Source organism: Paraburkholderia sp. J8-2, from assembly GCF_905220195.1.
Taxonomy (GTDB): Bacteria; Pseudomonadota; Gammaproteobacteria; order Burkholderiales; family Burkholderiaceae; genus Paraburkholderia.
Window position 1 is genome coordinate 147,700 of record NZ_CAJMZA010000008.1, and the last position, 26,184, is coordinate 173,883.

20 protein-coding genes are annotated in these 26,184 nt (G+C 63.1%); 11 read left to right on the top strand and 9 right to left on the bottom strand.

Features of this window, described 5'->3' with window-relative positions; genetic code table 11:
* Window positions 1-80 precede the first annotated feature (80 nt).
* On the bottom strand, window positions 81-509 hold the full coding sequence (gene bcsD, locus U5A52_RS19845) for a cellulose biosynthesis protein BcsD (RefSeq protein ID WP_321911097.1): 429 nt from the start codon (window positions 507-509) through the stop codon (window positions 81-83).
* A 463-nt stretch (window positions 510-972) separates the two neighbouring features.
* Entirely contained in the window at window positions 973-2,610 is a 1,638-nt protein-coding gene (locus tag U5A52_RS19850; protein ID WP_321935923.1) for an MFS transporter, read from the bottom strand.
* Between the two features lie 211 nt (window positions 2,611-2,821).
* Here U5A52_RS19850 and U5A52_RS19855 point away from each other — a divergent pair, with 211 nt between their 5' ends.
* Complete coding sequence (locus U5A52_RS19855; RefSeq protein WP_321935925.1) at window positions 2,822-4,906, top strand: alpha/beta fold hydrolase; 2,085 nt, start codon at window positions 2,822-2,824, stop codon at window positions 4,904-4,906.
* Here the strand turns inward: U5A52_RS19855 and U5A52_RS19860 are convergent.
* A complete protein-coding gene (locus tag U5A52_RS19860; RefSeq protein ID WP_321911104.1) occupies window positions 4,892-5,371 on the bottom strand; it encodes a monooxygenase family protein in 480 nt (159 codons plus the stop codon). The genes U5A52_RS19855 and U5A52_RS19860 overlap by 15 nt on opposite strands.
* 60 nt (window positions 5,372-5,431) lie before the next feature.
* On the opposite strand from U5A52_RS19860, the gene U5A52_RS19865 reads away from it, so the two are divergent.
* The 6 genes from U5A52_RS19865 to U5A52_RS19890 all read left to right on the top strand — a co-directional run bounded on the left by U5A52_RS19865 (window position 5,432) and on the right by U5A52_RS19890 (window position 13,253).
* Complete coding sequence (locus tag U5A52_RS19865) at window positions 5,432-5,995, top strand: TetR/AcrR family transcriptional regulator (protein WP_321935926.1); 564 nt, start codon at window positions 5,432-5,434, stop codon at window positions 5,993-5,995.
* Window positions 5,996-6,070: 75 nt separating this feature from the next.
* Window positions 6,071-7,189 (top strand): patatin-like phospholipase family protein, encoded by a 1,119-nt coding sequence (locus U5A52_RS19870; RefSeq protein WP_321935927.1) that lies wholly within the window; start codon window positions 6,071-6,073, stop codon window positions 7,187-7,189.
* Between the two features lie 94 nt (window positions 7,190-7,283).
* Window positions 7,284-8,054 (top strand): hypothetical protein, encoded by a 771-nt coding sequence (locus tag U5A52_RS19875; RefSeq protein WP_321935928.1) that lies wholly within the window; start codon window positions 7,284-7,286, stop codon window positions 8,052-8,054.
* A gap of 55 nt (window positions 8,055-8,109) precedes the next feature.
* Complete coding sequence (locus U5A52_RS19880) at window positions 8,110-8,889, top strand: phosphoribosyltransferase (RefSeq protein WP_321935929.1); 780 nt, start codon at window positions 8,110-8,112, stop codon at window positions 8,887-8,889.
* 392 nt (window positions 8,890-9,281) lie between these two features.
* Window positions 9,282-12,257, top strand: coding sequence for a patatin-like phospholipase family protein (locus U5A52_RS19885; protein WP_321935930.1), 2,976 nt, complete (start codon window positions 9,282-9,284; stop codon window positions 12,255-12,257).
* Between the two features lie 138 nt (window positions 12,258-12,395).
* A complete protein-coding gene (locus tag U5A52_RS19890; protein WP_321935932.1) occupies window positions 12,396-13,253 on the top strand; it encodes a lipase family protein in 858 nt (285 codons plus the stop codon).
* Window positions 13,254-13,267: 14 nt separating this feature from the next.
* On the opposite strand, the gene hydA is transcribed toward U5A52_RS19890, so the two are convergent.
* From hydA to U5A52_RS19915, 5 genes are all read right to left on the bottom strand, one after another.
* Window positions 13,268-14,722, bottom strand: a complete 1,455-nt coding sequence (hydA, locus tag U5A52_RS19895; protein ID WP_321935933.1) for a dihydropyrimidinase — start codon at window positions 14,720-14,722, stop codon at window positions 13,268-13,270.
* A gap of 44 nt (window positions 14,723-14,766) precedes the next feature.
* Complete coding sequence (locus U5A52_RS19900) at window positions 14,767-16,269, bottom strand: NCS1 family nucleobase:cation symporter-1 (RefSeq protein WP_321935935.1); 1,503 nt, start codon at window positions 16,267-16,269, stop codon at window positions 14,767-14,769.
* A 73-nt stretch (window positions 16,270-16,342) separates the two neighbouring features.
* Window positions 16,343-17,620 (bottom strand): NAD-dependent dihydropyrimidine dehydrogenase subunit PreA, encoded by a 1,278-nt coding sequence (preA, locus tag U5A52_RS19905; protein WP_321911116.1) that lies wholly within the window; start codon window positions 17,618-17,620, stop codon window positions 16,343-16,345.
* Window positions 17,621-17,696: 76 nt separating this feature from the next.
* Window positions 17,697-19,091: an NAD(P)-dependent oxidoreductase gene (locus U5A52_RS19910; RefSeq protein ID WP_321935937.1), complete on the bottom strand. Its 1,395-nt coding sequence runs from the start codon at window positions 19,089-19,091 to the stop codon at window positions 17,697-17,699.
* Between the two features lie 121 nt (window positions 19,092-19,212).
* Window positions 19,213-20,478: a Zn-dependent hydrolase gene (locus tag U5A52_RS19915; RefSeq protein ID WP_321911120.1), complete on the bottom strand. Its 1,266-nt coding sequence runs from the start codon at window positions 20,476-20,478 to the stop codon at window positions 19,213-19,215.
* 347 nt (window positions 20,479-20,825) lie between these two features.
* Between U5A52_RS19915 and U5A52_RS19920 the strand changes: the two genes are divergently transcribed.
* Window positions 20,826-21,545, top strand: coding sequence for a TetR/AcrR family transcriptional regulator (locus U5A52_RS19920; RefSeq protein WP_321936033.1), 720 nt, complete (start codon window positions 20,826-20,828; stop codon window positions 21,543-21,545).
* 61 nt (window positions 21,546-21,606) lie between these two features.
* Here U5A52_RS19920 and U5A52_RS19925 read toward each other — a convergent pair whose 3' ends face one another.
* Entirely contained in the window at window positions 21,607-22,383 is a 777-nt protein-coding gene (locus tag U5A52_RS19925) for a helix-turn-helix transcriptional regulator (RefSeq protein WP_321911121.1), read from the bottom strand.
* 134 nt (window positions 22,384-22,517) lie between these two features.
* On the opposite strand from U5A52_RS19925, the gene U5A52_RS19930 reads away from it, so the two are divergent.
* The 3 genes from U5A52_RS19930 to U5A52_RS19940 all read left to right on the top strand — a co-directional run bounded on the left by U5A52_RS19930 (window position 22,518) and on the right by U5A52_RS19940 (window position 25,849).
* Window positions 22,518-23,465 (top strand): DMT family transporter, encoded by a 948-nt coding sequence (locus U5A52_RS19930; protein ID WP_321935939.1) that lies wholly within the window; start codon window positions 22,518-22,520, stop codon window positions 23,463-23,465.
* 213 nt (window positions 23,466-23,678) lie between these two features.
* Window positions 23,679-24,167, top strand: a complete 489-nt coding sequence (locus tag U5A52_RS19935; protein WP_321911124.1) for a MaoC family dehydratase — start codon at window positions 23,679-23,681, stop codon at window positions 24,165-24,167.
* Window positions 24,164-25,849, top strand: coding sequence for a class I poly(R)-hydroxyalkanoic acid synthase (locus U5A52_RS19940; RefSeq protein WP_321911125.1), 1,686 nt, complete (start codon window positions 24,164-24,166; stop codon window positions 25,847-25,849). Before U5A52_RS19935 ends, U5A52_RS19940 begins: the two co-directional genes overlap by 4 nt.
* Window positions 25,850-26,184 lie beyond the last annotated feature (335 nt).

Sequence of the window (26,184 nt, forward strand, 5' to 3'; positions counted from 1 at the left end):
CCGTAGTATTCGTTGTGCTGTCCACGAAGGCGCGTGACGCGCGCAGCACGTTTTGTGTTTTTTTACTGACTTGCCGACTTCTACTTACCGAACAGGAAAACCATCGTTCCCGACGCATCCGCTGGGCCTGCCGTGGTCATTCGCAACTGCGAATCGGCGCCCAGCTGGTGCATCCATGCTTCATAGGCCCCCTCGAGGAAAGCGCCAGCCCAAGCCACGTTCTCCGCGCCGAATACGACCTTGAGCGGCGCGTGGTAATGCGTGAGCACCAGCCAGTCCTGAGCCTCGCGTATCTCGACCTGCCCCCAGTCCAGCTCGCCCCAAACCTGATTCATGGCGTCGCGCATCGCGGCCACGGTGAGCGCCTCGGCAAGCGCATATTGACGGGCGAACTGGCCGCCAGCAGCACGCATGAGCTGGGTCAGAAACCTGGGCGTCAGGTTCTGCGTCAACTCTTGCGTGAGGAACGACACGAACGGACGCCATTGCGGTGCTGGCATGGAATTCATCACATATTCATGCGCCCTGAAAGAAGGCGCATAGGGTCAACAAAACTTGCGCAAGCAACCTCATCACCATCCGGGCGGTGACCGGCGTTAAGCGCAGGCAATTCTTGCTGGTGATTCCGGAAGAACGTCGGATCAACTGACACGCGCGGCGGATTATACGTATTATTCCCGCCGAGTTTATTTTTTAATTGGCCTGCATCATTGAATTTGTCACGCCTGCGCGACAGATCAAATACGAAAACGTTTGCGCATAAAATGGGGCACGTAAGACTTAAGGCCGCTCGCATGGCACGGGCGTTTTTGCGCCCGCCACGGTGCACGAGATAATGTTGTCGTGCTGTTGTTCGTTTCGATTTGCCCGAATTTGAAACCTGAATTCAGTCGTTGTCATTTTTATTTAGTGCGTGTATAGCCCTCCGCGATTCGCGAAATGTACGTGCCATGTGTAATTTTGCGAAATATTTCAGCTGCAAACGTTTGCAGCGCGTTTGCGCGGCTGGATGGCTGCCGCAGCAATCCCAGCGCCAGCAAATGCGCACGCGGCAGACACAACGGCGACGGCGCGCAGCGCATCGATCAGGGCGTCCGCTTCTGCACGCGCCATCAGCGTCTCGTGCTGCCCATGGGCGCCGCGCGATGGCATTTCCCCTCGCGCGTCAGGCTCCAGCAACTGCCTCGCCTCGCGCGCGTCGGGCGGCACGTGCAACGCGTCGAGCCGCGCCGATAGCGCCGCGTGATGCGACCACACGAACACGATGCCAAGCACCGCAACCGCCAGCAGGCTCGCCACGCGCGCAACGGCATTGTTGATGCCCGAGGCGACGCCAGTGCGCTCGTGCGACACCGAGCCCATGACGGTGGTGGTGAGCGGCGCGACGGTAATCGTCATGCCGAGCCCAAGCACCGCGAGCGCCGGGAAAAATCCGGCCCAGTAGCCGCCGCGCACGAATGGCAATGCCAGGAGCGCGAAGCCGATTCCGGCGACGCCCGGCCCCACGGTCAGCAACGCGCGCGAGCCGAAACGGCTAGTCAATCCGCCGGTGAAACGCGATAGCAAGCCGATGATCACAGGCACCGGCAGCAGCGCCGCGCCCGCTTCGGTCGCGGTGTAGCCATGCGCGCGGATCAGCGTGAACGGCAGGAAGAAGAATGCGCCGCCGAGCCCGAAGTAAAGCAGCAGGGTGACGAGATTCGCGCCGGTGAAATCGCGTGAGCGGAACACGTCGAGCGGCATCATGGGGCTGGCGCTGTGTGCTTCGATCACGACGAATGCGACAAGCACGAGCACGCCAGCGCCTATCGCGCCCAATACGAGCGGATGCTGGAAGCCTCGCGCCGACGCCTCGGTCAGCCCGAACGTCAGTGCGCCGAGGCCTCCTGCCGCGGCCAGCGAGCCGGGCCAGTCGAGCTGCCCGGGCGCATCGAGCCGGTGGCTGTTGGGCACCGACGATACGGCGAGCGCGATCGTTATCGCGGCGAGCGGGACATTCAGGAAAAAGATCGCGCGCCACGAAAACGCGTCGACGAGCCAGCCGCCCGCCACGGGCCCCACCGCCGACGTGATCGCGCCCACGCCCGCCCAGGTGCCGATTGCCCGTCCGCGCGCGGCGTCGTCGAACACCGCGCCGATGATCGCGAGACTGCTGGGGACGAGCAGCGCCGCGCCTATGCCTTGCACCGCGCGCGCGGCGATCAGTGCGCCCGCATTCGGCGCCAGTCCGCAAGCAGCCGACGCCAGCGTGAAAAGCGCAATGCCCGCGATAAACACCGTGCGGCGGCCAAGCTTGTCCCCCATCGAGCCGCCGACCAGCACGAGGGACCCGAGAAAGAGCAGATACGCGTTGACGACCCATTGCATCGCCGCGACGCTCGCAGCGAGTTCGCCCTGAATGGACGGCAATGCGACATTGACGACCGAGCCGTCGATAAACGCCATGCTCGAACCCAGAATCGTCGCCGCGAGCGCGAGACGCTTGCGCTGGCACGGACGGTCGACTGTGGTGGGCTGCGTGCGGATCACGAGCTTGTCGCACGGGCTCGCCTGCGCAGCGACGACGTGCACGCCCTTCGGCTCGCTTTCAACAAGATCCGGGTTGGCCAAGTTCGCTCCCTTGTGGATCGAGGGTGACTAGAGTCTGTTGATGCCGGGCTCGCCAGTCAACCCGGGAGAGCACATACCTGCGCGCCGCGGATCACCGCGCGAACGCAATCCGGATCAGGCTGGTATACATCGACCTGATGGCCACAGCGCCGCGCCGTCCCCCATTTCGCCACACGCTTGTGCGCGCCCGCGCGATTGGCCTGGATCCTTCATGACGCGCCCTTACTCGTCCCGCAAGCCGTGTTGCCCGCAGGTGGCCCGTGTATTGGCCCAGCTTTCGGTCATTCTCGTCGCCGCGCTGCTGTCCGGCTGCGCTATGGTGCGCGTGAACTCGCTCGGCCCGCAGCAGTACTTTGCCATGCGCCGCGGAGATATTCTCTCGACCGGCCAGCTGAGTACGGCGACACAAGCCACGTTGCGCGTTGCGGCCCTGGACGAAAGTGCATGCCGGAACGCACCGCAAGCGTGTATCGACACGATCGCAACCGTGGGCGGGCTCAATACCGACCAGCGTCTCGCCAGCCTGGCCGAGTTATCGCTCCAGATGGCGCTTGCGCAAACGCCGCCTGCCGGCAACCCCTGGGGCGACGCGCAATTCGATTCGTGGCTCAAGACCGCGCGATACGCGTACGCCTTTCTGTTCCTCGGTCAACGCACGGCTGGCGAGCGCGCATTCGAGGACCGCCAGACACAGGTTCGCGACTACTACAACTATGCGGTCCAGGAACTCGCCGGCGCGCTGTTCCTGCGCGGCGCGCATGAAACGAACAACAGCAACCGCGATCCAAAAAAGCAGTTCATAGCAGGCTGGACCCTACGCATCGACCTGAGAGAAGTCCGGCTGCCCGAGGGCGTACGCGAACTCAGCGAAGTCATTCCGGCCGCGGGGCTGTCATTCGCGGGACTGCGCAACACGTATCGCCGCGACGGCCTGGGCGCGGAACTGGTCGCCGTCACGCAACCCGCGGCGCCCGACCCGGCCAGCGAGACGAACAACAGCGACGAAAACAGCGCCAAAAACAGCACAACAAGCAGCGCACCAACTGCCGAAGGCAACGGGAATTCGAACGCGGCCGCCACTATCTGGCTCGCCCCCGGCGCGCGTCCGTTCAACGAAATGCCTTCGCCGAGCGTCACCGCACTGCTGTCGTTTGGCGACGGCACGCTCGAGCAAGTGCTCGATTCGCACGACGTGGTCTTTTCCGCCTACGATCCGTATCGCGTAGAGAGCGTAGAGCTGAACGGCCAGACCGTGCCGCTCGCCGCCAACTTCAGTGCGGGCTATGGCATCTGGCTCGCCCGCTCGGGCTTTGCCAGGCAGTCCTTGCGTTCTCTGCTCGGCCGCACGCGGGGCATCGACCGTCCGCGCATTTACATGATGCAGCCCTTCGACCCGGACCGGCGCATCGTTCTGATGCTGCACGGACTAGCGAGCAGTCCTGAGGCGTGGGTCAACGTCGCCAACGACATTCAGGGCGACGAAATGCTTCGCGAGCATTTCCAGGTCTGGCAGGTCTACTACCCGACCAACGTGCCCATTCTCGTGAATCTCGCGAGAATACGCCAGGCGGTGCAACTGACACTCGCGCATTTCGATCCCGCTGGCGTGCTGCCCGCATCGAACGGCATGGTGCTGATCGGGCACAGCATGGGCGGCGTGCTTGCCCGGCTGCTCGTCTCATCGTCCGACGATGTGCTCTGGGTCACCGTCCAGAACAACTACCTGCCCGAAGGCATCGACATCGTTCGCGAGGACGAGCGGCTCAATCGTCTGCTGCGCTTTACGCCAATGCCACAGGTCGAGCGCGCGATCTTCATCGCCACGCCACACCGCGGCACGCCGTTCGCAAGCAATCGCCTTTCTCGCTGGGTTGCAAACCTGGTGCGCTTGCCGCTTGCGCTGTTAAAGGAGCTTGACGAGATGCTGCAGAGCGCGACCAACGCGGATAGCACCCACAGGGCGGGAGAGACCATCGCGGTTCCCAACAGCATTGAGCAGTTGCGGGACACCAATCCCATCATTCAGTCGACCTCACGACTGCCGATCAGCCCAAACGTGTGCTTTCACTCGATTATTGCGAGACGCCGCGAGACGGGCCCGCTCGAGGATTCCGACGATGGGGTCGTCCCTTATCGCAGCGCGCACCTCGACGGCGCGCTCTCCGAAAAGGTGATCGTTTCGGGACATAGCGTTCAGGAAACCCCGGAGGCGATTTTTGAAATCCGCCGCATTCTGCACGAGGATATCGAAGTGTTTGATAACGATGGCGCTTGCGCGCATTTACGCGCCAATTGAACCGGCCACGCCCTTGTCCGCCGCCATGCGTTTTCTCGCGCTCATAAAAGGCCCGGTCGGCTCGCACGCCGGCGCGAACCGGTCGAAGCCCACGGGCCCCGGCATGTCGACATAAACCGCTTCCATGCCTTGCCGGCTATAGCTTTCATGCCAGAAGCCCGCACCGCCGCTGTCGCGCAGGAACTCGCCCCACCAGCGCGAATGCGGCGCGCTGCGCGTGAAAGCTTCGAGGCTTTCGAGGTCACGCCAATACTGGCGGATCCCCACGTGGTTCAGTGCGAACAGGAACTGCTCGCTCGAGAGCAGTCCGGCAGGCGGGTTCAACTGGATTTGCCGCAAGCCCTTGCCGATGCCGAACAAGGTGGCGATGCCGCGCAGCCGCCGCACGCGAAAACCCAGGAGGATGACCACGAGATTCGGATAGGCGCTGAGATCGACGGACCTGCGGGTAACGGAGGCTTGCATGATGGCTCCCGGCTGCTTACGCTGTAAGCATAGTCCTCGATGATTACAGTGTAAACAGCCATGAGCGATTCGATTTCGTCCTTGCGTGACCGGCTGGTTGACTGCGCGTTGGCCCTGCTCGAACAGGGCGAGAGCGACGTCAGCCTGCGTGCCGTTGCGCGGGCAGCCGGTGTTTCGGCGATGGCGCCCTATCGCCATTTCGAGGACAAGGCCGCGCTGATGGGCGCCGTCGCGCTCAAGGGCTTTGCCATGCTGGAAGCAGAGGCCGCGCGCGCGGATCAAGTGGACAACGCGCACGAAGCGCTCACGGCGCAGGGCCTGGCCTACGTTGCCTTCGCCCGCGCGCATCCTGCGCTGTTCCGGCTGATGTTCGCAGATGGCGCGGGACTCGCGCTGCCCCACGGTGACTGCCGGGGCGCTTACACACTGATGGCGCGTCGGGTGGCGGAACTGGCGCCGGATTGGGCCGAGGCCGGAGCACTTGCCTGCTGGGGACTGGTTCACGGCCTGGCGACGCTGGCGCTCGACGGACGCATTCCGGCCAATGCCGCCGGTGAACGACTGGCAATCGCCCTGCTGACGCATGCGCTGGAGGAAGCGACGCCCGCCCTCACCCGTTGCTGACGCAGCATCCATAGCACGCGCATTCCCGCTCGCGCGTACGATGGCCAGCAACGCGATGACGACGAGAGAAGAGCCATGGCGACCGAGGAATCCCCGAGCGGTGTGCAACAGTCCGGCCCCAAAGTCGCGCTCGCGCTGCAGGGCGGCGGCTCGCACGGCGCGTTCACGTGGGGTGTGCTCGATCGACTGCTCGAATCGACAGCGCAGGGAACGCCACTCAACGTCGCGGCGATCAGCGGCGCGAGCGCGGGCGGCATCAACGCGGCGCTCTGCGCAGCGGGCCTCGCCACCGGCGGCGCAGCGAGAGCGCGCGAGATGCTTCGCGACTTCTGGGAAGCGGTGTCGCGCGCCGGCACGCTGGCCGGCAATGCCCTCTTCGGCTTTTCCGAGCCTGGTCCGTTCGGCGGCTGGAATATCGACTGGAGTCCCGGCGCCATTTTCACGGAGGTCGTGGGGCTCGTCGCCTCGCCTTACAACAATCCCTTTTATCGCGATCCGCTCGGCCCGCTGATCCACGCCACACTTTCGAAAACGGCTCTCTCCACGCTCAACACAACGCGCGGCGCCCCGCAGCTTTTCATTTGCGCGACCAATGTACGAACCAACGAACGCGCCATCTTCACGCAGCCCGACATCTCCGTCGAGGTGCTGCGCGCCTCCGCGTGCCTGCCGAGCGAATTCCGTACCGTGGAGGTCAACGGCGTGCCGTACTGGGATGGCGGCTATCTGGGCAATCCGCCGTTGGCCCCGCTGATCGCCCACGCGCAGGACCTGATCCTGATTCTCGTGAATCCGTTCGCGCGCCACGACATGCCGCCTAAAAACGCACGCGGCATTCTGGAGCGGCTCAACGAAATCGGTTTCAACGCCTCCGTCGTGCTGGAGATCAACGCGATCGAAGCGGTCAACCGCGTGCTCGACTCGGTTGGCGAGGAAGCCGCAAGCAAAAGCCGCTACAAGACCGTCCGCTTCCATCTGATTCGCGACGACGACTTTCTCGCGAAGTTCGGCTTCGTCTCCAAGAGCAGTACGTCCTGGTCGTTGCTCAAGGCGCTGTTCGAGCGCGGACGCGAGGTGGCGGACGGATGGCTCGAACATGACTACGCGAATCTCGGGCAAACGTCTTCGCTTGACGTAAAGGACGCGTTGCTCGATCCAACGCTCAAGCAAGGCAACGCGCCGCACTCGCAGTGACGCTCGCTCGAACGGCGGCTCAATAGCGTACAGTGACGCTTCGCGCACGGTGGTCCAGGAATCGACCTGGACTCGGCCTTGAGGGAGCAGATCGATGCCGTTCGAATATATCGATGTCGAAACAGCAGTCCAGCGGGACGGATTGCGCATGGTCGTGGTCGGCGGCGTTCCTAGCCCCTGGAGCGAGGCGGCCAAGGGCATCCTGCATATCAAGGGTATCGAGTGGGCCGCCGTGCGACTCGCCTACGACAGCGAGACCCTGAAACAGTGGACCGGGGAGTTGAGCGCGCCCGTGCTCATGGTTGGACAGGAGCGGCCGCGCCGCGGTTGGGCGGATATTCTTCTGCTCGCGGAACGGCTGGTGCCCACGCCTTCGTTGCTGCCGGACAACCCCGCGGAGCGCGCTCTGGCTTTTGGCCTCGCGCATGAACTGTGCGGCGAGTGCGGTTTGGGATGGTCGCGCCGTTTGCAGCTCATTCATGCAGGTTTGCACAATAGCGGCGGCTTCCCCGAGCGGGTCGCGAAATATCTGGGCAAGAAATATGGGTACAGCCAGGAAACCGGCGCGGCGGCGACCGGGCGCGTAACCGCTGTGCTGGGAATGCTGGCCGCGCGTCTGAAGGCGCAGCGGGCGGCGGGGTCCTCGTATTACATCGGCAATACCGTGACCGCGGTCGATGTCTACAGTGCCAGTGTTGTCGGACTTTTCCGCCCGCTACCGGATGATGTGTGTCCGATGGACGCGAGCGTGAGGGCCGCATTCGAAATGCGCGACCCCAAGACCGACGCGGCGCTGGATCCCATTTTGCTTGAACATCGCGATCTGATGTACGCGCGGCATCTTGCGCTGCCGCTTTCGCTGTAGATGAATTGACGCCACGTGAGCCTTGAATTTCGTCCTTAAGATGGAGCAAAAATAGATGGACACCGAGTTCGCCAAACGCCCCGTCTACTTCTATGGCTACGACGACATAGAAACGTTTTGCCTGTCCAGAAGAGACCCACTGATTCACGAAAACGTGGGTTTGATACTCGGCATCTTGCGAGGCGGCGCCATACCCGCCCTGATGCTTTCGCAGATGTTGGGCCTGCCCGTGGACTTTGTTCACTACGATCGGCGCGAAGCTAAGGCCGAGATCAAAAACAAGAAAGCGCTCGATCTTGTCGACGCCTGCATCAAGGAAGGCAAGAGAATCCTGCTGGTGGACGACGTTGCCGGCGTGGGATATACGCTGGCCAATTGCCGCGATTATTTGCTTTCGCTTGTTAAAGACGAGTCTTCGATCAGGGTGCTGACACTGGTGCACCACGCAAACAGCAGAGCACAAGCGGACTACTACAAAGACTGTTCGTCAGTCCACGCGATTTTGCCATGGGAGCGCTATGTCACCAGCCACGAGTGCCTCGACGATTTCGCGAAGGCGCAAGCGGCACTGCTGGACGATCAACGGTATAAAAAAACATTGGCCATCGACGACGCTAACTACCCATTAAACCTGAAGCAGGAGTGGAGAGTCGATTGCCGCCTGGCATTCAACGGTGACTATCATTCGATCGTGCATGGCATTCGTGCCGTTGGCCCCGAGGAAATTTATTGCAACAACGAGTCTCTGATCAGCGCCATATTGAGCGAATGCCCGTTCTCCATCATCTATAAAACCATTCATGGCAGACGATACAGAATAAGCGCGTTTGATTGACGATTGAGTCGGCATTGACCGCGCCGACGCCTACCCGCACGTTGTAAGCAAACCAGTCGCTCACCACACGACCTCATGGTCAAGCGCCCAGCGCTACGTGAGTTACCTCAAGTGTTTGCGCCGCTTGTGTTCGCCAGATCACATACGCGTCCCACTATCCGGCCTTTAATTTCCTCATATGTGTTCGAAAGCGCATCTGCAAAGCGCCTGCCGTTAGCGCTTCACGTTCGCCCGGTTCCAGCACCGCTTCGGTAGCAGCCGGCGGGCGGGCTTGCGCGCATGCCAGGGCTCGCCGCCGCAGTTCGAACACGCCACGGTCTCGCGTTCTGCGCCTGTCTGTCCTGCCACTGCGACAAGTGCTGCGCCGTTCATCGTCCAGAGAACAGGAGTGAATGATGCCGGGCCTCCTCTCGTTCCTTGTCAGGACCCTACTGCGGCCCGCCTCCAAACGCGCCAGGGCCGCGACGCCCCCACCCGCGCCGTCCTGGCAATTGCCCACGGACTTCTCCCGCCGCGAGCACGCGCAGGTCGAGCGACACCGGCATGCGGTCGGCCTTTCCGCGTTGCCTCATGCCACCGATGCCTGCGGCCTGGCGATCTCGGGCGGCGGCATACGAAGCGCCGTATTTTCGTTAGGTATCCTTCAGGCGATGGCGGACAAGGACACACTGAAGCATTTCGACTATCTATCCACGGTATCCGGCGGCAGCTACATCGGCGCATTCTATGGCAGTCTTTTCGTTCCGGACGAACTGCGCGCCGGAAACCTGCAGCTTGAAAAGTCGGCTTATATCGACCAAGCCAAAAGCGCGTCGGGCAAACTATGCCCGGACGCGCAGCCTGACGCTGCGAACGCGGTCACGCCCATTGCCTATTTGCGCGACAACTGCAACTATCTCGTGCCGAACGGCTTGAAGGACTACCTTCAATATCTCGTGTTCTCGATGAGAAACTGGTTCGCCGTGCAGTACGTAATCGGCGTATCGCTCCTGACTATCCTCCTTGCGTTTGGCCTGCTGGACTTCGCCGCGCACGGCCTGGCGGAGCAGCTCCTCGGGCCGCCCTCGCCAGCATCGAACGTCTGGTGGTTCTACGTACTCTCGCCGCACCCGGCGACCTGGTTGACGCATCCATCGATGGCCACAGCCGGTCTAAAGCAATTGCAGTTGGTTTCGCCGGAAGTGTGCTGGTCTCCGCTGCTCTCGTCCGTACCCGACGTCTGGTGTTCGCCGCTGATCGTGGGCGACCCCTGGTGGGCGCCGCTGCAGTCGGCCGTGCCCGACATCTGGTGGGCCCGCTCGCTGTTGCCCGCGTCCATCGCCGTCTTCATCGCCGCATTTGTTTTCTCTCCGCTCAGCCGCGCCTACTGGCTGACCCAGAACCTCGCGCAGAAAACGGGTTTCGTCGGCAAGTGGCTGCCATTCATCTCGCTCTTCGTGGTCACCGCATTGGCCGTCAGCACGATCGTCATCTTCAACCACGGATCGTCAAAGCCGATCGCAACCCTCCTTCTGGGCCAGCTCAAGCATCCATCGGGCAAACTTCTCGCTGCGATATTCGTCATCAGCACCGGCGTGCTCGGCACCCTGTATCTCATCATTGCATGGCTGTATGTCGGCAAGCGCGGCAGCGGCTCCGGCAAATCGTGGTTCCGCGGGTCGACGCCCTCCTCTTCGCCGCGCTCGGACAGCCGCGCCTTCGTCGACCGCTTGCGCAATGCGCTCACGAACGCGTTCACAACACCGCTTCGCCTCTGTGGACATCGTGTCGGCGCCGGTCCAATTCAGATCGTGCTCTGGTTGCTGCTTCTCGCACTCGTCGACGCGCTCGGCGGCCTCGCATACGAGGCCACTCGCCATGTCTCCATGAACTTCCTTAGCGCGACGAACTCCGGCCCGCTGGGCGCGCTGGCCGGCATCGGGGCGGTGCTATGGACTCTCGCGCGGTTCCTGTTAGCGCAAGGCGACAACATCGTCGGCGGTCTGGCCAAGATTCCGCGCCTCGTTCTCGCTTCGGTCGCCGCCATCTTCGCCGCGCTCGCGACGCTGGCGTTCTGGTCCGCCGTGGCCCTTTCGATCTCGATGGTCATATGGCGGCATTACGGCAACGGGCACGACTACGCCACGCGCATGGCGATCCTGTGCGTCGCCTTTCTCATGCTCGCGATCGTCGACGGCCTGTGCATTCAGTTCCTGAACCTCTCGACTTATCAGCGGCTCTATAGCACACGACTCACTCGCGCTTTCCTGGGCGCAACGAATGCCGAGCGGTTGCGCACGCCCGCCATGCGCGATGTGACCAATCTCGTAGCCGGCGACAGCATCACGATGGGAGAATATTTCCACTCACGCAGCCATGCGCCGGTGCATCTCATCAACGCGACGATCAACAAGACGATCGACTGGGACTCGTCGCTGGTGCAGCGCGGCGCGCGGGGGCTCGCCTTCAGTATCGGACCAGCAGGCATGACCGTGGGCGCGAGGCTCGGCGTGCTCGAGTGCGAATGGGAAAGCGCGAACGATATTTCGACGCCGGCGTGTTACGTGCGCGGCGACTTGCGCACGCGTGACATCTGGCTCGAATCGATGACGCTAGGAGACTGGGTCGCCATTTCCGGTGCGGCTGTGAGCACCGGGCTCGGCCAGAATACGCACGTCGGCTACTCGCTGCTGCTTGGCGTGGCCAATATCCGCCTGGGCTATTGGTGGGACACGTATTCGAAGCCGTTCCGGTTCGGTGCGGTGAACTTCGAGCGCAAGCGTGTACCGATACCCGATGCGAACCTCCCTCACCGTTTTCTCTCCGAGAAGCTCTTCGGCACGCAGTTCTGCCTCATGGACGAACTGATGGGCGAATTCGACGGACCTCGTGGCCGACGCTGGTATCTCACCGACGGCGGTCATTTCGAAAACACGGGCGCCTATGAATTGCTAAGGCGTAAGCTGAAATTCATTGTGCTGATCGACAATGGCTACGATCCGAAATACCGGTTCGGCGATATCGCTAACCTGATTCGCCGCGCGCGCGTCGATTTCGGCGCCGAAATTCGCGAGCCGGTCACACGGCTTTCGCTCCCGTCGTCATTGCGCCTGAATCCGGCCCATATCGCCCTGTCGATCGGGGAATTCAGGAAGAAGCGCAAGTTTCTCGCGCTCCAGTTTGCCGTCAAGTTCGCCGACGCAAGCGACGGACAGATACTGGTCATCAAGCCGCGCGTCACGTCTGCCGCGCCGCCCGACGTGCGGGAGTATCGCAAGCAGAACCGCACGTTTCCGAACGAGACCACGGCGAACCAGTTTTTCGACGACATCCAGTGGGAATCGCATCGCGAGTTGGGCTACTCGCAGATGCGCAATCTAATGCAGTAAGCGGCACGCTTTTAAAGCGCTTTTATCCCGGAAGCGATTCTATGTCCGCTTTATCGATTCGAGCCCCGCAGTGATCTGCCATTGCCCCGCGAATGCGTGGCAACAAAGAAGAAGCTCAACGCGAAAATGGAGGTACACATGCCGACTATCCCCTACGATCCGTCGCTCAACGCGCTCAACTCACCGGGACTCAGGCCAACGGTGTTCACCGCCGGTGTCAACTATGACATCGACGGACTGTGTGCCGAATTTGCCCGCCTTGCCTACATACGCTACGAGAATGGCGCCGCTGAACGCCAACAGCTCGACCAAGCGCTCGCTCTGGTCGGTTTTCAAGGCGCTGTCACCTTCAACTTTGCAGGCGATGACGTGCACGGATTTGGCGCCGTGAGGCAAGCCGACGGCCTCGCCATCCTCGCCTTCCGCGGAACGGACCCGCAGTCGATTAGCGATATCGCGGATGATCTGAAATTCAACTTGACGGACTGGCCGGAAAGCGCTGGCCAGGTTCACGCTGGATTTGCGGGCGCTGCCCGCGGCTTGCGCAGCGCAGTGGAGAACTGGTTGCAGGAGACCGGGCCGACTCGATCGCAACTCATATTGACGGGCCATAGCCTTGGTGCGGCCATCGCGACGCTCTTCGCCAGCCTATGCAAGCCAAGCGCCCTCGTGACGATCGGCTCGCCGCGAGTGGGCAACGCGGCGTTTGTCGCAACACTCAACGGGTTGCACATCACGCGCTATGTCGACTGCTGCGATCTCATCACCGATTTGCCGCCGCCTACGCTTAGCGGATACGTCCACGCGGGAGCGTCGAACTACATCACGCGCGAGGGCGAGCTTGCGCCGCACGCAGACGACGCCTTCGTGCAAGCGGACCGAAGCGCCGCGCGCGACGACTATCTGCTCAACTGCGCGTGGCGCATCGGTAACGTCGTGGTGCGCGACCTCGCGGATCACGCCCCGATCAACTACGTGAGAAGTCTGGTGCCTTGAAACAACGGTCGACGTCAGGACGCATCGCCCTCACGATGCACCGGTTGCGTTTCCTTCAAGCTCTTCGCAAGCCGCGACGCCTGCAGATAACCGGGATTCGCCGGCCGCTTCAGGTAACGCCCGGCGCCGCGCCGCGCACGCAGATCGCCGTTCGCCCACACGAGTTCGCCTTGCGAGACCGTGTGCGTGGGCACGCCGCGCACCGTCATGCCTTCGAAGACGTTGAAGTCGACGTTTTGATGATGCGTCTTCACCGAGATCGTACGCGTGGCCTCCGGGTCCCACACGACCAGATCGGCGTCGGCGCCAACGGCCACCGCGCCCTTGCGCGGGTACAGGTTGAATATCTGCGCGGCGTTCGTGGAGGTCACCCGCACGAACTCGTTTGGCGTAAGCCTTCCCGTGTTCACGCCCTGATCCCATAGCACCGCCATGCGATCTTCCACACCGCCGCATCCGTTCGGAATCCTTGTGAAATCGTTGCGGCCCATTGCCTTTTGCGAAGCGCAGAACACGCAGTGGTCGGTCGCCGTGGTGTGCAGCAACCCGCCCTGAAGGCCGCGCCAAAGGGCGTCGCGATGCTCTTTCGTGCGGAACGGCGGGCTCATGACATGGGCGGCCGCGCGCGTCCAGTCCGGGTCGCGATAGACGGACTCGTCGATCACCAGATGCCCGGCGAGCACTTCGCCGAACACGCGCTGCCCTTCGCTGCGTGCACGGGCGATGGCTTCGAGCGCGTCTTTCGCCGAGACATGCACGATGTACACCGGCACGCCCAGCACCTGCGCAATGCGAATGGCGCGATTCGCCGCCTCGCCTTCGACTTCCGGCGGCCTTGAAAGCGGATGCGCCTCCGGCCCCGTGAAGCCGCGCGCAAGCAACTGACGTTGCAACTGGAAGACGAGTTCGCCGTTTTCGGCATGCACAGTGGGCAACGCGCCCAGTTCCAGCGAACGCGCAAAGCTGTTCACGAGAATCTCGTCGTCGGCCATGATGGCGTTCTTGTATGCCATGAAGTGCTTGAAGCTCGACACGCCGTGTTCGTTCACGAGCAGCCCCATGTCGCGATGCACGCTGTCGTCCCACCACGTGACCGCCACATGGAAGCCGTAGTCGGCGGCGGCCTTTTCGGCCCAGCCGCGCCATTCGCGAAACGCGTCCATGAGCGGCTGCTTAGGGCTCGGAATAACGAAGTCGATGATCGACGTCGTGCCGCCCGCGAGACCGGCCGCCGTGCCCGTGTAGAAGTCGTCGCTAGCCGTCGTGCCCATGAACGGCAGTTCCATATGCGTGTGCGGGTCGATGCCGCCCGGCATCACGTACTGGCCGCCCGCGTCGACCACGGTCGCGCCCGCAGGCGCGTCGAGGTTCTCGCCCACGGCCTGGATCACGCCGTTTTCGCACAGCACGTCCGCGCGCCAGCTCTTGTCCGCATTGACGATGGTGCCGCCTCGAATCAGGATCGCCATGATGCCATGTCTCCTTCAGTTGAACGATTTCACGCCGCCATGCCTCACGCGCTCGCCACGCTCGGCCGCCGGCTCTTGCCGAGCTTCATCATCACGCCGTACACGATCGCCGCAATGGCAAGCCCCACGAACCACGCATAGGTGTAGATGCTTTTGAACGCGTCGGGCACGGAGGGAAACGCGTTCGGAAACGCGGTGTTGAGGAATCCCGGCAGGTTGGGCAGCACGCCCAGGACGAGGGCGATCACCGCTGCCATATTCCAGCCGTTCGAGTAAGCGTATTCGCCGTTTTCTTCGAATAGCTCGGCCGTATTCAGGCGCGTGCCGCGTACGAGAAAGTAGTCGACGATGAGAATGCCCGCCACGGGCCCGAGCAGCGCCGAATAGCCGACGAGCCAGGTGAAGATGTAGCCCTGCGTGGTGGCGAGAATCTTCCACGGCATCATCACAATGGCGATGCCCGCGGTAATCAGGCCGCCCGCCTTGTACGAAATGGCTTTGGGCCAGAGGCTGGAAAAGTCGTAGGCCGGGCCGACAAGATTGGCGGCGAGATTGCAGCACATCGTGTCGAGCGTGAGGATGACGAGCGCGATGCCCACGCCAACGCCTTCCATGCGGCTCGTGAGGTCGATAGGGTCCCAGATCGCCTTGCCGTAGATCACCACCGTCGCCGAAGTCACGACCACGGAAACCACCGAAAGCAGCGCCATCGGAATAGGCAAGCCGATGGCCTGGCCGACAAACTGGTCCTTCTGCGTTTTCGCGAAGCGCGTGAAGTCGGGAATGTTGAGCGCAAGCGTGGCCCAGAAGCCCACCATGGCCGTGAGGCTGGGCCAGAACGTCGCCCAGAAGAGCCCCGCCTTCTTGCCGCCCGCGACGAACTGGGAGGGTTGCGAGAGCATCGAACCCACCCCGCCTGCCTTCGAACAGGCCCACCACACGAGCACCACGCACATCACGACCTTGATGGGTGCGGACCAGCTTTCGAGCCAGCGGATCGAATCGGTGCCGTGCAGGATGAAATAAAGCTGCAGCACCCAGAACACAAGGAAGCACGCGCCCTGGCCGATAGAAATGCCGAGAAACGGCAGCGCGTCGCCCACCAGCGCGTTATGCGTGAGGATATTGATGAGCGTATAGATGGCGCTGCCGCCCAGCCACGACTGGATGCCGTACCAGCCGCACGCCACGATGGCGCGCAGCATGGCAGGCAGCTTCGCGCCCTGGGTGCCGAACGAGGAACGCACGAGCACAGCATAGGGAATGCCGTATTTCGTGCCTGCGTGGCCAATCAGCAACATCGGCACGAGCACGATGAGATTACCGAGCAGCACCGTGAGCACCGACTGCCACGGCGACATGCCCTGCTCGGTGAGCCCCGCCGCGAGCATGTACGAGGCGATGTTCATCACCATGCCCACCCAGAGCGCCGCGAAGTGATACCAGCGCCACGTGCGCTGCGCAGCGCCGGTTGGCGCGAGATCGTCGTTGTATAACTCGCTTTCGGCGCGGCGCGCGCTGGCGTCGCCAGTCAAGGGTTGACTCATGGTTGCGGTTCTCCGTGGCTTGTCGTTGGTTTCTTTCGTTTCGTTCGGTTCGGCTCAGTGCGGTTTCAATGCGTCAGGCGGCCTTCGGGTCGGCCACGCGTGCAGGGTTATTCGGATGCGTGGTCCAGTTCGCGTAGCGGCCCGAGTCGACGCGCTCCATCGTGATGCATTGGTCGACCGGGCAGACATGCATGCATAAATTGCACCCGACGCAATTCGCGTCGACCACTTCGAAGTGGCGCTTGCCGTCGCGCGTGGCGGTAATGGCCTGATGCGACGTGTCCTCGCAGGCGATATGGCACAGGCCGCACTGAATGCAGCGGTCCTGGTCGATGCGCGCCTTGATGTCGTAGTTGAGGTTCAGGTACTGCCAGTCGGTGACGTTGGGCACCGCGCGGCCGCGAATGGCGTCGAGATTCGCGTAGCCCTTGTCGTCCATCCAGTTGGAGAGGCCATCGATCATGTCGCTGACGATTCGGAATCCGTAATGCATCGCCGCGGTGCAGACCTGCACGCTTCCCGCACCGAGCACGATGAATTCGGCGGCGTCGCGCCAGTCGGAAATGCCGCCAATGCCGGATATAGGCAGGCCGTGTGTTTGCGGGTCGCGCGCGATTTCCGCGACCATGTGAAGCGCAATGGGCTTCGCGGCGGGGCCGCAGTAGCCGCCGTGCGTGCCTTTTCCATCCACGGTGGGCAGCGGCGCCATCACGTCGAGATCGACGCCCACGATCGAGTTGATCGTATTGATGAGCGAGACGCCGTCCGCGCCGCCCTTCATCGCGGCACGCGCGCCATGGCGTATGTCGGTCACATTGGGCGTGAGCTTCACGAGGCAAGGCAGGCGCGTGCCCTCCTTCACCCAGCGCGTGACCATTTCGATGTATTCGGGCACCTGCCCCACGGCCGCGCCCATGCCGCGCTCGCTCATGCCATGCGGGCAACCGAAGTTCAGCTCCACCGCGTCGGCGCCGGTGTCTTCCACCAGCGGCAAGATCCACTTCCAGTCTTGCTCGGTGCACGGCACCATGAGCGAGACGATAAGCGCGCGGTCGGGCCAGTCGCGCTTCACCTGCGCGATTTCCTTGAGGTTCACGTCGAGCGGCCGGTCGGTAATGAGCTCGATGTTGTTCAGCCCGGCAATGCGCTGGCCGCGCCAGGTGGTCGCGCCATAGCGCGAACTCACGTTCACCACGTGCGGGTCGAGCCCGAGTGTTTTCCACACCACCCCGCCCCAACCCGCCTCGAAGGCGCGGTTGACGTTGTAGGCCTTGTCGGTGGGCGGCGCAGACGCGAGCCAGAACGGGTTGGGCGATTCAATGCCGGCGATCGTGCAACGCAGGTCGGCCATGATGCGACTCCTTCGAATTGTCTGGTTTCGATGTGTTGATCGCGCAGTTCAAGCCGCGCAGTTCAAGCCGCTCAGTTCAAGCCGCTCTGGCGGACTGACTCGCAAGGTAGCGGTCGATCGCGCGCGCAGCGAGCTTGCCGTCCTGCACGGCCTGTACCGTGAGGTCGGTTGCACCATGGCCCGCGCAGTCGCCGCCAGCGAATACGCCTTCGATGGACGTCGCGCCGTCCGCATCCACGGCGATACGCGCATCGCCTGCGCTCAGCTGCAGGCCATCAAGGCCAGCCAGGCCTTCGGGCACGAGCTTTTGGCCAATGGCTTTCAACACCATGTCGGCCTCCACACGCACCATTTCTCCGGTGCCTCGCAGCGCACCGCCTGCGTCGAGCACTGTGCGCTCGAACTCCACGGTCTGCACGCGCGTGTCGCCCGTAATGCGCAGCGGCTTCATCCATTCGACCAGCGCCACGCCCTGTGCGCGAGCGAATGCCTGTTCGGCCCAGGTAGCGCTCATCTGCGCCGCGCCGCGCCGATACGCAAGCGTCACCTGCTCCGCGCCCAGCTTGCGGCTTTGCACGGCGGCGTCGATGGCCGTATTGCCGCCGCCGATCACCACCACCTTGCGGCCCACGGCCAGCGTGGAGAGATCGCTGGCTTCGCGCAGGCGTGCGATGAATTCCACGGCATCGAGCACGCCATCGAGCGCTTCGCCTTCGATGGAAAGCGCTTGCGTGCCGCCGAGGCCCACGCCAATGAATACGGCGTCATACGCGGCTCGCAGCTCCGTTAGGGTGATGTCACGGCCAAGGCGCTGCCCCTGATGTATTTCGATCCCGCCGATGGAAAGCAGCCATTGCACTTCGCGCTGCGCAAAGTCGTCGACGACCTTGTATGCCGCGATGCCGTATTCATTGAGGCCGCCCGCCTTTTCACGCGCGTCGAACACGCTCACGCGGTGCCCGGCAAGCGCAAGCGTATGCGCGCAGGCGAGCCCCGCCGGCCCGGCCCCGACCACGGCAACGCGGCGCCCCGTCTCGCTGGCGCGCTTGAAGAGCGCCGGTGCACCGGCGGCTTCGCGCGCCATCTGGAAGTCGGTGGCATGGCGCTGCAGCGCGCCGATCTGGACTGGTTCGCCATCCTGATGATTGCGCACGCATGCGCCTTCGCAGAGAATCTCGGTTGGGCACACGCGCGCGCACGTGCCGCCCAGTGGGTTTGCGCCCAGAATATCGCGCGCCGCGCCCTTGAGATTGCCGTTGCCGATCTTGCGGATAAAGCCCGGAATATCGATGCCGGTCGGGCAGGCCGCTACGCACGGCGCGTCGTAACAGTAGTGGCAGCGGTCGGCGGCAATGACAGCGGCGTTGGCGGAAAGCGGCGGCGCGACGTCGGCGAAGTTGCAGCCTAGCTGTTCGGCGGTGAGGCGGCCAGGTGCGATGCCGTCGGCGGCATTCGAGTTGGGCTGGGACATCCGGATGCTCCTTGCGAGGCAAAACACGGACTCGCCGGCTGTGCGGGACGCACAGCCGGTACGTGGGGACAACGGGAATGACAACGCGGCTCTCAGGCCGCTTGCGCTAGCGTCAAAAGCGTCAGCCGGGTTCGCTCGCGCGTTCGAGCATGGCGTGCAGCAGCACGTTCGCACCCGCCTCGATCCAGTCGATCGTCGCGTCTTCGATCTCGTTGTGACTGATGCCGTCGATACATGGCACGAACACCATCGAAGTCGGCGCGACCGTCGCGAGATAGCAAGCGTCGTGGCCCGCGCCCGAAACGATCTCGCGGTTCGAATAGCCAAAGCGCTCCGCCGCCGCGCGCACGGAACTCACGCAGGCTTTGTCGAACGGTACCGGCGCGTAATAGAAAATCTGCTCGACCTGCGCTTCGAGCTTGCCTTGCTCTGCGATCTTCGCAATGCCTTCGCGCAGTTCGGCGTCCATCTGCGCGAGCACGTCGTCCAGCGGATGGCGAAAATCGACGGTGAAGAACACGCGGCCCGGAATCACGTTGCGCGAATTCGGATGCACCTGCATCATGCCGACCGTCGCACAGGCGAGCGGCGCGTGACGCAGGCCAATTTCGTTCACAAGCTGCACGACGCGCGAGGCGCCCAGCAGCGCGTCGCGGCGGCGCGGCATGGGCGTGGGGCCCGCGTGCGCTTCCTGCCCCGTGAGCACGACTTCGTACCAGCGCTGGCCCTGTGCATCCGTCACGACGCCAATGGTCTTGTTTTCGGCTTCGAGTATCGGCCCCTGCTCGATATGCAGCTCGAACGCCGCGTGAATCTTGCGCCCGCCGCACGGCAGCTCGCCCGCATAGCCGATACGCTGCAATTCCTCGCCGATGGTCTTGCCATCGACATCCTTGCGGGAAAGTCCGTAATCGAGCGTGAAGACGCCCGCGAACACGCCGGAGGCGACCATCGCAGGCGCGAAACGCGAGCCTTCTTCGTTGGTCCAGATCACGGTTTCAACGGGGCGCTCGGTCTGAATGCCGTGATCGTTGAGCGAGCGGATCACTTCGAGCCCGCCCAGCACGCCATAGATGCCGTCGAAACGCCCGCCCGTGGGCTGCGAATCCGCATGCGAGCCGGTCATCACGGGCGGCAAGTCGTTGTTGCGCCCCGCGCGGCGCATGAAGACGTTGCCCATCTGGTCGACGCTCACCGTACAGCCCGCCTCTTTCGCCCATTGCACGATAAGATCGCGTCCCTGTTTGTCGAGGTCGGTCAGCGCGAGACGACACACCCCGCCTTTGGGCGTGGCGCCGATTTTCGCCATTTCCATCAGGCTGTCCCACAAACGCTGGCCATTCACGTGGATCGCGGTCGTCAGCGCGGCTTCGCTTACTGCGTTCATGCGTGTCCTCCTGTGCGTGTTCGTCAAACGTGCATTCGTGCCACCTTCTGGGGCGGGAAGAACCATGGCGGTGCACGCCTCGGTGACTCTTCGCGATTGCCGAAACCTCGCCCCGCGAATCCTGTCCGATTGGACAGGTTGTAGACGATAAACTTTGCGAATTCAATGCGGTGTTACCAGCGAGAAGCGTGCCATCGATGCTGCAGTGCGCGAAAGCGCCCGCGCCGGTCCACGCGTTTTCCCCGAGTGCGGCGAATGCACGAGGCGCTTACATCGTGACTACAATGAAGCCGTCAAAGGCGCGGGAGCCGCGCGCCGCCTCTTTTCTTCTGAACGGACCGATCATCATGCGCGACGACGAACCCACCACGCGAGCCGCGACCCACGCGCTGCGCGGCACGGCGCACGAACGGGAAGCGGCTGACGCAACGCACAAGCCGCGCCGTCGCAAAGCCGCCATTCGCGAGTCGAACGAAGCGCATCTGCTCGCCTGCGCGGAGGCCGTGTTCGCCGAGCGCGGCTTCGAAGGCGCGAGCACGGCGCTGATCGCCGAGCGCGCGGGCCTGCCGAAAGCGAATCTGCACTACTACTTCCCGACCAAGCTCGCGCTCTACTGGCGCGTGCTCGACGACCTGTTCGAGGAATGGAATGCGGCCGCCAACACCTTCGACGCGAGCGACGATCCGGTCGAAGCCATTGGCGGTTATGTGCGCGCGAAGATGGCACTCTCGCGGCGCAGGCCGCTTGGGTCGAAAGTGTGGGCGAACGAAATCATTAGTGGTGCGACGCATATGCAGGACATCCTGCTCAAGCGCGTGAAGCCATGGATGGAGACACGCGTCACGCTGATCGATCGCTGGATTGCCGAAGGACTGCTTGCCCCCGTCGATCCGAAGACGCTCCTGTTCATGATCTGGGCAACCACGCAGCACTATGCCGATTTCGAGGCGCAAATTCGCGCGCTCTCGGGCAAGCGCGCCCTTTCCACGGCGGGGTTCGAGGCGAGCACCGAGGAAGTGGTGCGATTGATCTTGCGTGCAAGTGGCGCGCGCACGCCTGGGCAATAAGAAAATCGGCAACGTCGTGCCGATCGCCGTCTTGCTGGCATGAACGCGTGCTCAATTAATCTCAGCGGTAAAACTCGGAAGGCGCAACACCAAAATGCCGCTTGAACATCGCGGCAAACGCACTCTGGCTCGTATAACCGTGGTCCAGCGCCACGGTCACGATCTTCTCGCCTCGCGCAAGACGCTCGAGCGCCAGAAAGAGCCGCGCATGCCGGCGCCAGCGCCCAAGCGTCATGCCGGTCTCGCGCTGGAACGCGCGGTGCAACGTGCGCTCCGCCATGCCCAGCCTGTGCGCCCAATGCGCGACTTCGTGGGGCGCATCCGGCGCGGCGATGATCGCGTCGCAAAGCTTGCGCAATCGCGCGTCGGCAGGCCAGGGCAAATACAGCGGCAGTCGCGGTATCACCGCGAGTTCGGCGAGCAGCAAACGCATGAGCAGGTCGTGGCGGCCGCCCGGCGCGTAGTCGAGCGGCACTTGCACCGCGCCAAGAATCAATTCGCGCAGTAACGGCGGCACCTCGACCACACAGCTGCCTTGCGGCAGATCCGCTACAGCGCCGGGTTCCACGAACACGGTACGCATGCGCACGTTGCCGCTCATGCGTACCGTGTGCTCGAGCCCGGCATCGAGCCATACCGCACGCGTTGGCGGCACGACCCAGCGGCCCGCCTGCGCTTCGATCAGCATGACACCCTCGACCGCATAGAGCAGCTGCGCGCGCCTATGGCTATGCGTGGCGACGAACGCGCCGTGTGGGTAGTCGGCGGCGAGCGCCGCGACCGGCATTGGCGTGTTTTCAAAGGGAACGTGCACGTCCGGCGGCGGGAGGACAGTCATCGGCGTGGGCGCGGGGTCGAAGTTGAGTTGATGTTCGATGGCAGTTTTGCGACAGGAGTTGCCATTCTAGCGCGAGACAGCCCCCGTTCTGGGCGCGCAATCTCCGGGTTCATTCCACTCGCACACCTACCCCGATGCTCGCTGCTTCCTCGCGCTCCGCGCTCTATTCGCTCTTTCCGGTCACTGCCATTGCGCTGTGGTCCGGCAACGTCATGGTGTCGCGCCTGTCCGCGCACACCATCGATCCGTACGCCATCACCTTCTGGCGCCTCGTGCTCGCCGTCGCGCTGATGAGCCTCTTCGTGCCCGTGGGCGCGTGGCGCAACCGCGCGGCGATCATTGCGCAACTGCCCAGGCTCGCCTTTCTCGGCCTGCTCGCAATGGCGCTGTTCCAGTGCCTCTCGTACGAAGCCGCCAAAACGACAACGGCCACCAACATGGCCATCATGACCGCGCTCGTGCCGCTGCTCACCATGCTGCTCTCGGTCGTGTTGCTCGGCGAAACGCCGACGGCCGGCATGGCCACTGGCGGCATGCTGTCGTTCGCGGGACTCGTGTGGCTGATCACGGGCGGGCGTCCTGCCGCCCTGCTCGCGGGCGGCGTGCATGCGGGCGATCTGCTGATGCTTTGCGCAAGCGCCGCCTACGCACTCTATGGCGTGCTGCTCAGGCGCTGGCATGTCGGACTGCCTTCGTGGCAATCGACTTATTTCCAGGCGATCGCCGCGTTGCTCTTCATGCTCGTGCCGATGGCGCGCCTTCCGCTCGCCGAAGCGCTGCCCACGCGCGCGAGCCTGCCGCTCATCGCCTACGCCGGATCGCTCGCATCGGTCGTGCTGCCGTTTTTCTGGATGCAAGGGGTGAAGCACCTCGGCCCGAACCGCTGCAGCATGTACATGAATCTGTTGCCTGTGTTCACCGCGGTGCTCGCGGTCGGCGCGTTCGGCGAGCGGCTGTACGCGCATCACCTCGTGGGCGGCGGCGTGGCGCTCGCTGGCGTGCTGCTCGCGCAAACGTGGCGCGTGCCGATTGCGGCCTTTTTTGCGCCCCGTTCCGAAGCCGACGATGGCGCGAAATCTTAAAACTGTGGCGTCCAATCGTAAATGCGTTATCCGTGTTTGCCGTATTGTGCGAATTCGACCACGAACCCTGTACTGACGACATTTCGTGTGAACAATCGCGACATGATCGTCGGGCCGCGACAGCATCCTGCGCCGCGCTACGCGAGGTGAGGTGAACCGCCTTCGCCGCATGCCCCAACAGATCAAGCGACAATCATATCTTTAGGATAACGTATGAATGATATTGCAGGATACGACTTCGAAGATCTGGCACCGGGCATGAGTGCGAGTTTCGCCAAGACCATCACCGATGCGGATATCGTGCTGTTTGCCGGCGCGTCGGGAGACAACAACGCCGTGCACATCGATGAAGAGTTTTCGCGCAAGACGCCCTTCAAGGGGCGCATTGCGCACGGCATGCTCAGTGCAAGCATTATTTCCGCCGCAATCGCCGGCCGCTTGCCTGGCCCCGGCACGATCTACCTCGGGCAGAATCTGCGCTTCAAGGCGCCCGTGAGGCCGGGCGACACGGTGCAAGCCACCGTGACGGTGCGCGAACTCATTCCCGGCAAGCGGCGCGTCGTGCTGGACACCGTCTGCACCGTGCAGGGCAAGGTCGTGATCGACGGCGACGCGCTCGTCATGCCCACTTCACGCGCGGATCGCGCTATCGAAGAGCGTTCGGCAAACGACTTCGCGAATACTGCATTGGAACGGGCATGAGCAATCTCTTCAATATGCCCGACGAGGTCGCGCACGGATTTTCCCGCTCGGCGAAAGACTTCCTGAACGCGCTGGCCGGTATTCCCGCGAGCGCAGCCGTTGCGCCAGCCGTGTTGCAGGAAGCGGGTTCTCGCTACTGGGGGCAGCAGTGGGCGCTGTGGACGAACATGCTGAACCTGCAGCCTGCAGGCAGCGAGGCATGCCGCGACCAGCGGTTTCGGGCGGACGAGTGGACCAGCAACACCTGGTACAGCCTGCTGCGGCAGAGCTACCTCGCCAATGGCGGCCTGCTCGAAGACATGATCGGCGCGACGGGCTATGACGAACGCGAAAAGCACAGACTGCGCTTTTTCATGCGCCAGTTCATCGATGCTGCGAGCCCCACGAACTACGCCGCCACGAACCCGGAGGCGATCCGCATGGCCATCGAGTCGAACGGCGAAAGCCTGCGGACTGGCATGACCAATCTGATTGGAGACCTCGCCCGCGGCACCATTACGATTACCGACGAGGCCGCCTTCGAGGTGGGTCAGAACGTTGCTGTGTCCAAAGGGGCGGTTGTCTTCGAGAACGCCCTGTTTCAGCTGATCCAGTACGCCCCGCTTGGCACGCACGTAGCCAAACGCCCGTTGCTCATCGTGCCGCCTTGCATCAACAAGTTCTATATTCTCGACCTGCAGCCTGAAAACTCGTTTGTTCGCTTCGCTGTCGAGCAGGGACAAACGGTATTCATGGTGTCGTGGCGCAACCCCGACGCGCAAACCGCGCATACGACGTGGGACGACTACCTGGAATCGGGCGTGATGGAGGCGATCGATATCGCCCTTGCCATTACCGGTGCGGACAAGGTCAACACGGTAGGCTGGTGCGTGGGCGGTACGATCCTCTCTTCGGCGCTTGCGGTGATACGCGCGCGCGAAGAAGAAAAGGTTGCGAGCCTGACGCTGCTGACGACCATGCTCGACTTCACCGATCCGGGCGATCTCGGTGTATTCATCGACGAGCAAACCGTGTTGCAGCGTGAGCGGGCGATCGGAAGCGGCGGCATCTACCCGGGGCGGGAACTCGGCTTCGTGTTCCAGATGCTGCGCGCCAACGATCTGATCTGGCCTAACGTGATCAACAACTATTTGAAGGGGAAAAGCCCGGCGGCTTTCGACCTGCTGTACTGGAACGCGGATAGCACCAACCTGCCCGGCCCGATGTACACCTGGTATTTGCGCAACATGTACCTTGAAAACAACCTGCGCGTGCCCGGTAAGCTCACCATGTGCGGCGTTCCGGTCGACCTCGGCCGCGTCGACATGCCGGCCTATGTGCTGGCAACCCAGGAGGATCACATCGTTCCGTGGAAATCGGCGTGGCGCAGCACCCAGCTTCTTGGCGGGGAGACCCAGTTCGTGCTCGGGGCAAGCGGACATATCGCTGGCGTCATTAATCCGGCGACGAAGAACAAACGGTGCTACTGGGCAGGCGGCGATGTGAACAGCAACCCTGCAAGTGACGCCGATGGTTGGTTCGCCTCTGCGCAGCAGGCTTCAGGCACATGGTGGAACCACTGGATCGCCTGGCTGCAACCGCACGCGGGTGGGCGAGTCAAGGCGCGCACAAAGCTCGGAAGTGCGAAATTCCAGCCGACCGAGCCCGCGCCCGGGCGTTACGTCAAGACGCGCTCGAGTTGAGCGACGCGTGCGAGCAGTCATCGCACGTGCTACGCGGCCCTGACTAACTCACGCTCGCCAAACACATGGCGATGTTCCAAACCACGCAACTCGTGTTAGAGGGGGCGGCCTTTCGCCGTGCCCCGCTACCGGGCTTTCCGGAATGGCGGCTTCGTCGCGACGACACGTATTTACCATCGTCAACTCAACGCGCATACCGTTGGCCAATCCGCTGCGCACCATTGACCCAAACCCATGAACGGGTTGACACGCCGAGCGCAATTTCCTGACTACACTTCATAGGCACGGGCGCACAAGCATGACCTCCTGGATGCAACGGTGCTTCCAGTGCGGTC

Excerpts from the sequence above, each read along its gene's own strand:
- U5A52_RS19910 (WP_321935937.1), bottom strand. The coding sequence starts at position 19,091 with ATGTCCCAGCCCAACTCGAATGCCGCCGACGGCATCGCACCTGGCCGC.
- U5A52_RS19915 (WP_321911120.1), bottom strand. The coding sequence starts at position 20,478 with ATGAACGCAGTAAGCGAAGCCGCGCTGACGACCGCGATCCACGTGAAT.
- U5A52_RS19930 (WP_321935939.1), top strand. The coding sequence starts at position 22,518 with ATGCTCGCTGCTTCCTCGCGCTCCGCGCTCTATTCGCTCTTTCCGGTC.
- U5A52_RS19865 (WP_321935926.1), top strand. The coding sequence starts at position 5,432 with ATGAGCGATTCGATTTCGTCCTTGCGTGACCGGCTGGTTGACTGCGCG.
- U5A52_RS19870 (WP_321935927.1), top strand. The coding sequence starts at position 6,071 with ATGGCGACCGAGGAATCCCCGAGCGGTGTGCAACAGTCCGGCCCCAAA.
- U5A52_RS19900 (WP_321935935.1), bottom strand. The coding sequence starts at position 16,269 with ATGAGTCAACCCTTGACTGGCGACGCCAGCGCGCGCCGCGCCGAAAGC.
- U5A52_RS19880 (WP_321935929.1), top strand. The coding sequence starts at position 8,110 with ATGGACACCGAGTTCGCCAAACGCCCCGTCTACTTCTATGGCTACGAC.
- U5A52_RS19885 (WP_321935930.1), top strand. The coding sequence starts at position 9,282 with ATGATGCCGGGCCTCCTCTCGTTCCTTGTCAGGACCCTACTGCGGCCC.
- bcsD (WP_321911097.1), bottom strand. The coding sequence starts at position 509 with ATGAATTCCATGCCAGCACCGCAATGGCGTCCGTTCGTGTCGTTCCTC.
- U5A52_RS19855 (WP_321935925.1), top strand. The coding sequence starts at position 2,822 with ATGACGCGCCCTTACTCGTCCCGCAAGCCGTGTTGCCCGCAGGTGGCC.
- U5A52_RS19925 (WP_321911121.1), bottom strand. The coding sequence starts at position 22,383 with ATGACTGTCCTCCCGCCGCCGGACGTGCACGTTCCCTTTGAAAACACG.
- U5A52_RS19935 (WP_321911124.1), top strand. The coding sequence starts at position 23,679 with ATGAATGATATTGCAGGATACGACTTCGAAGATCTGGCACCGGGCATG.
- U5A52_RS19890 (WP_321935932.1), top strand. The coding sequence starts at position 12,396 with ATGCCGACTATCCCCTACGATCCGTCGCTCAACGCGCTCAACTCACCG.
- preA (WP_321911116.1), bottom strand. The coding sequence starts at position 17,620 with ATGGCCGACCTGCGTTGCACGATCGCCGGCATTGAATCGCCCAACCCG.
- U5A52_RS19920 (WP_321936033.1), top strand. The coding sequence starts at position 20,826 with ATGCGCGACGACGAACCCACCACGCGAGCCGCGACCCACGCGCTGCGC.
- U5A52_RS19875 (WP_321935928.1), top strand. The coding sequence starts at position 7,284 with ATGCCGTTCGAATATATCGATGTCGAAACAGCAGTCCAGCGGGACGGA.
- U5A52_RS19940 (WP_321911125.1), top strand. The coding sequence starts at position 24,164 with ATGAGCAATCTCTTCAATATGCCCGACGAGGTCGCGCACGGATTTTCC.
- U5A52_RS19860 (WP_321911104.1), bottom strand. The coding sequence starts at position 5,371 with ATGCAAGCCTCCGTTACCCGCAGGTCCGTCGATCTCAGCGCCTATCCG.
- hydA (WP_321935933.1), bottom strand. The coding sequence starts at position 14,722 with ATGGCGATCCTGATTCGAGGCGGCACCATCGTCAATGCGGACAAGAGC.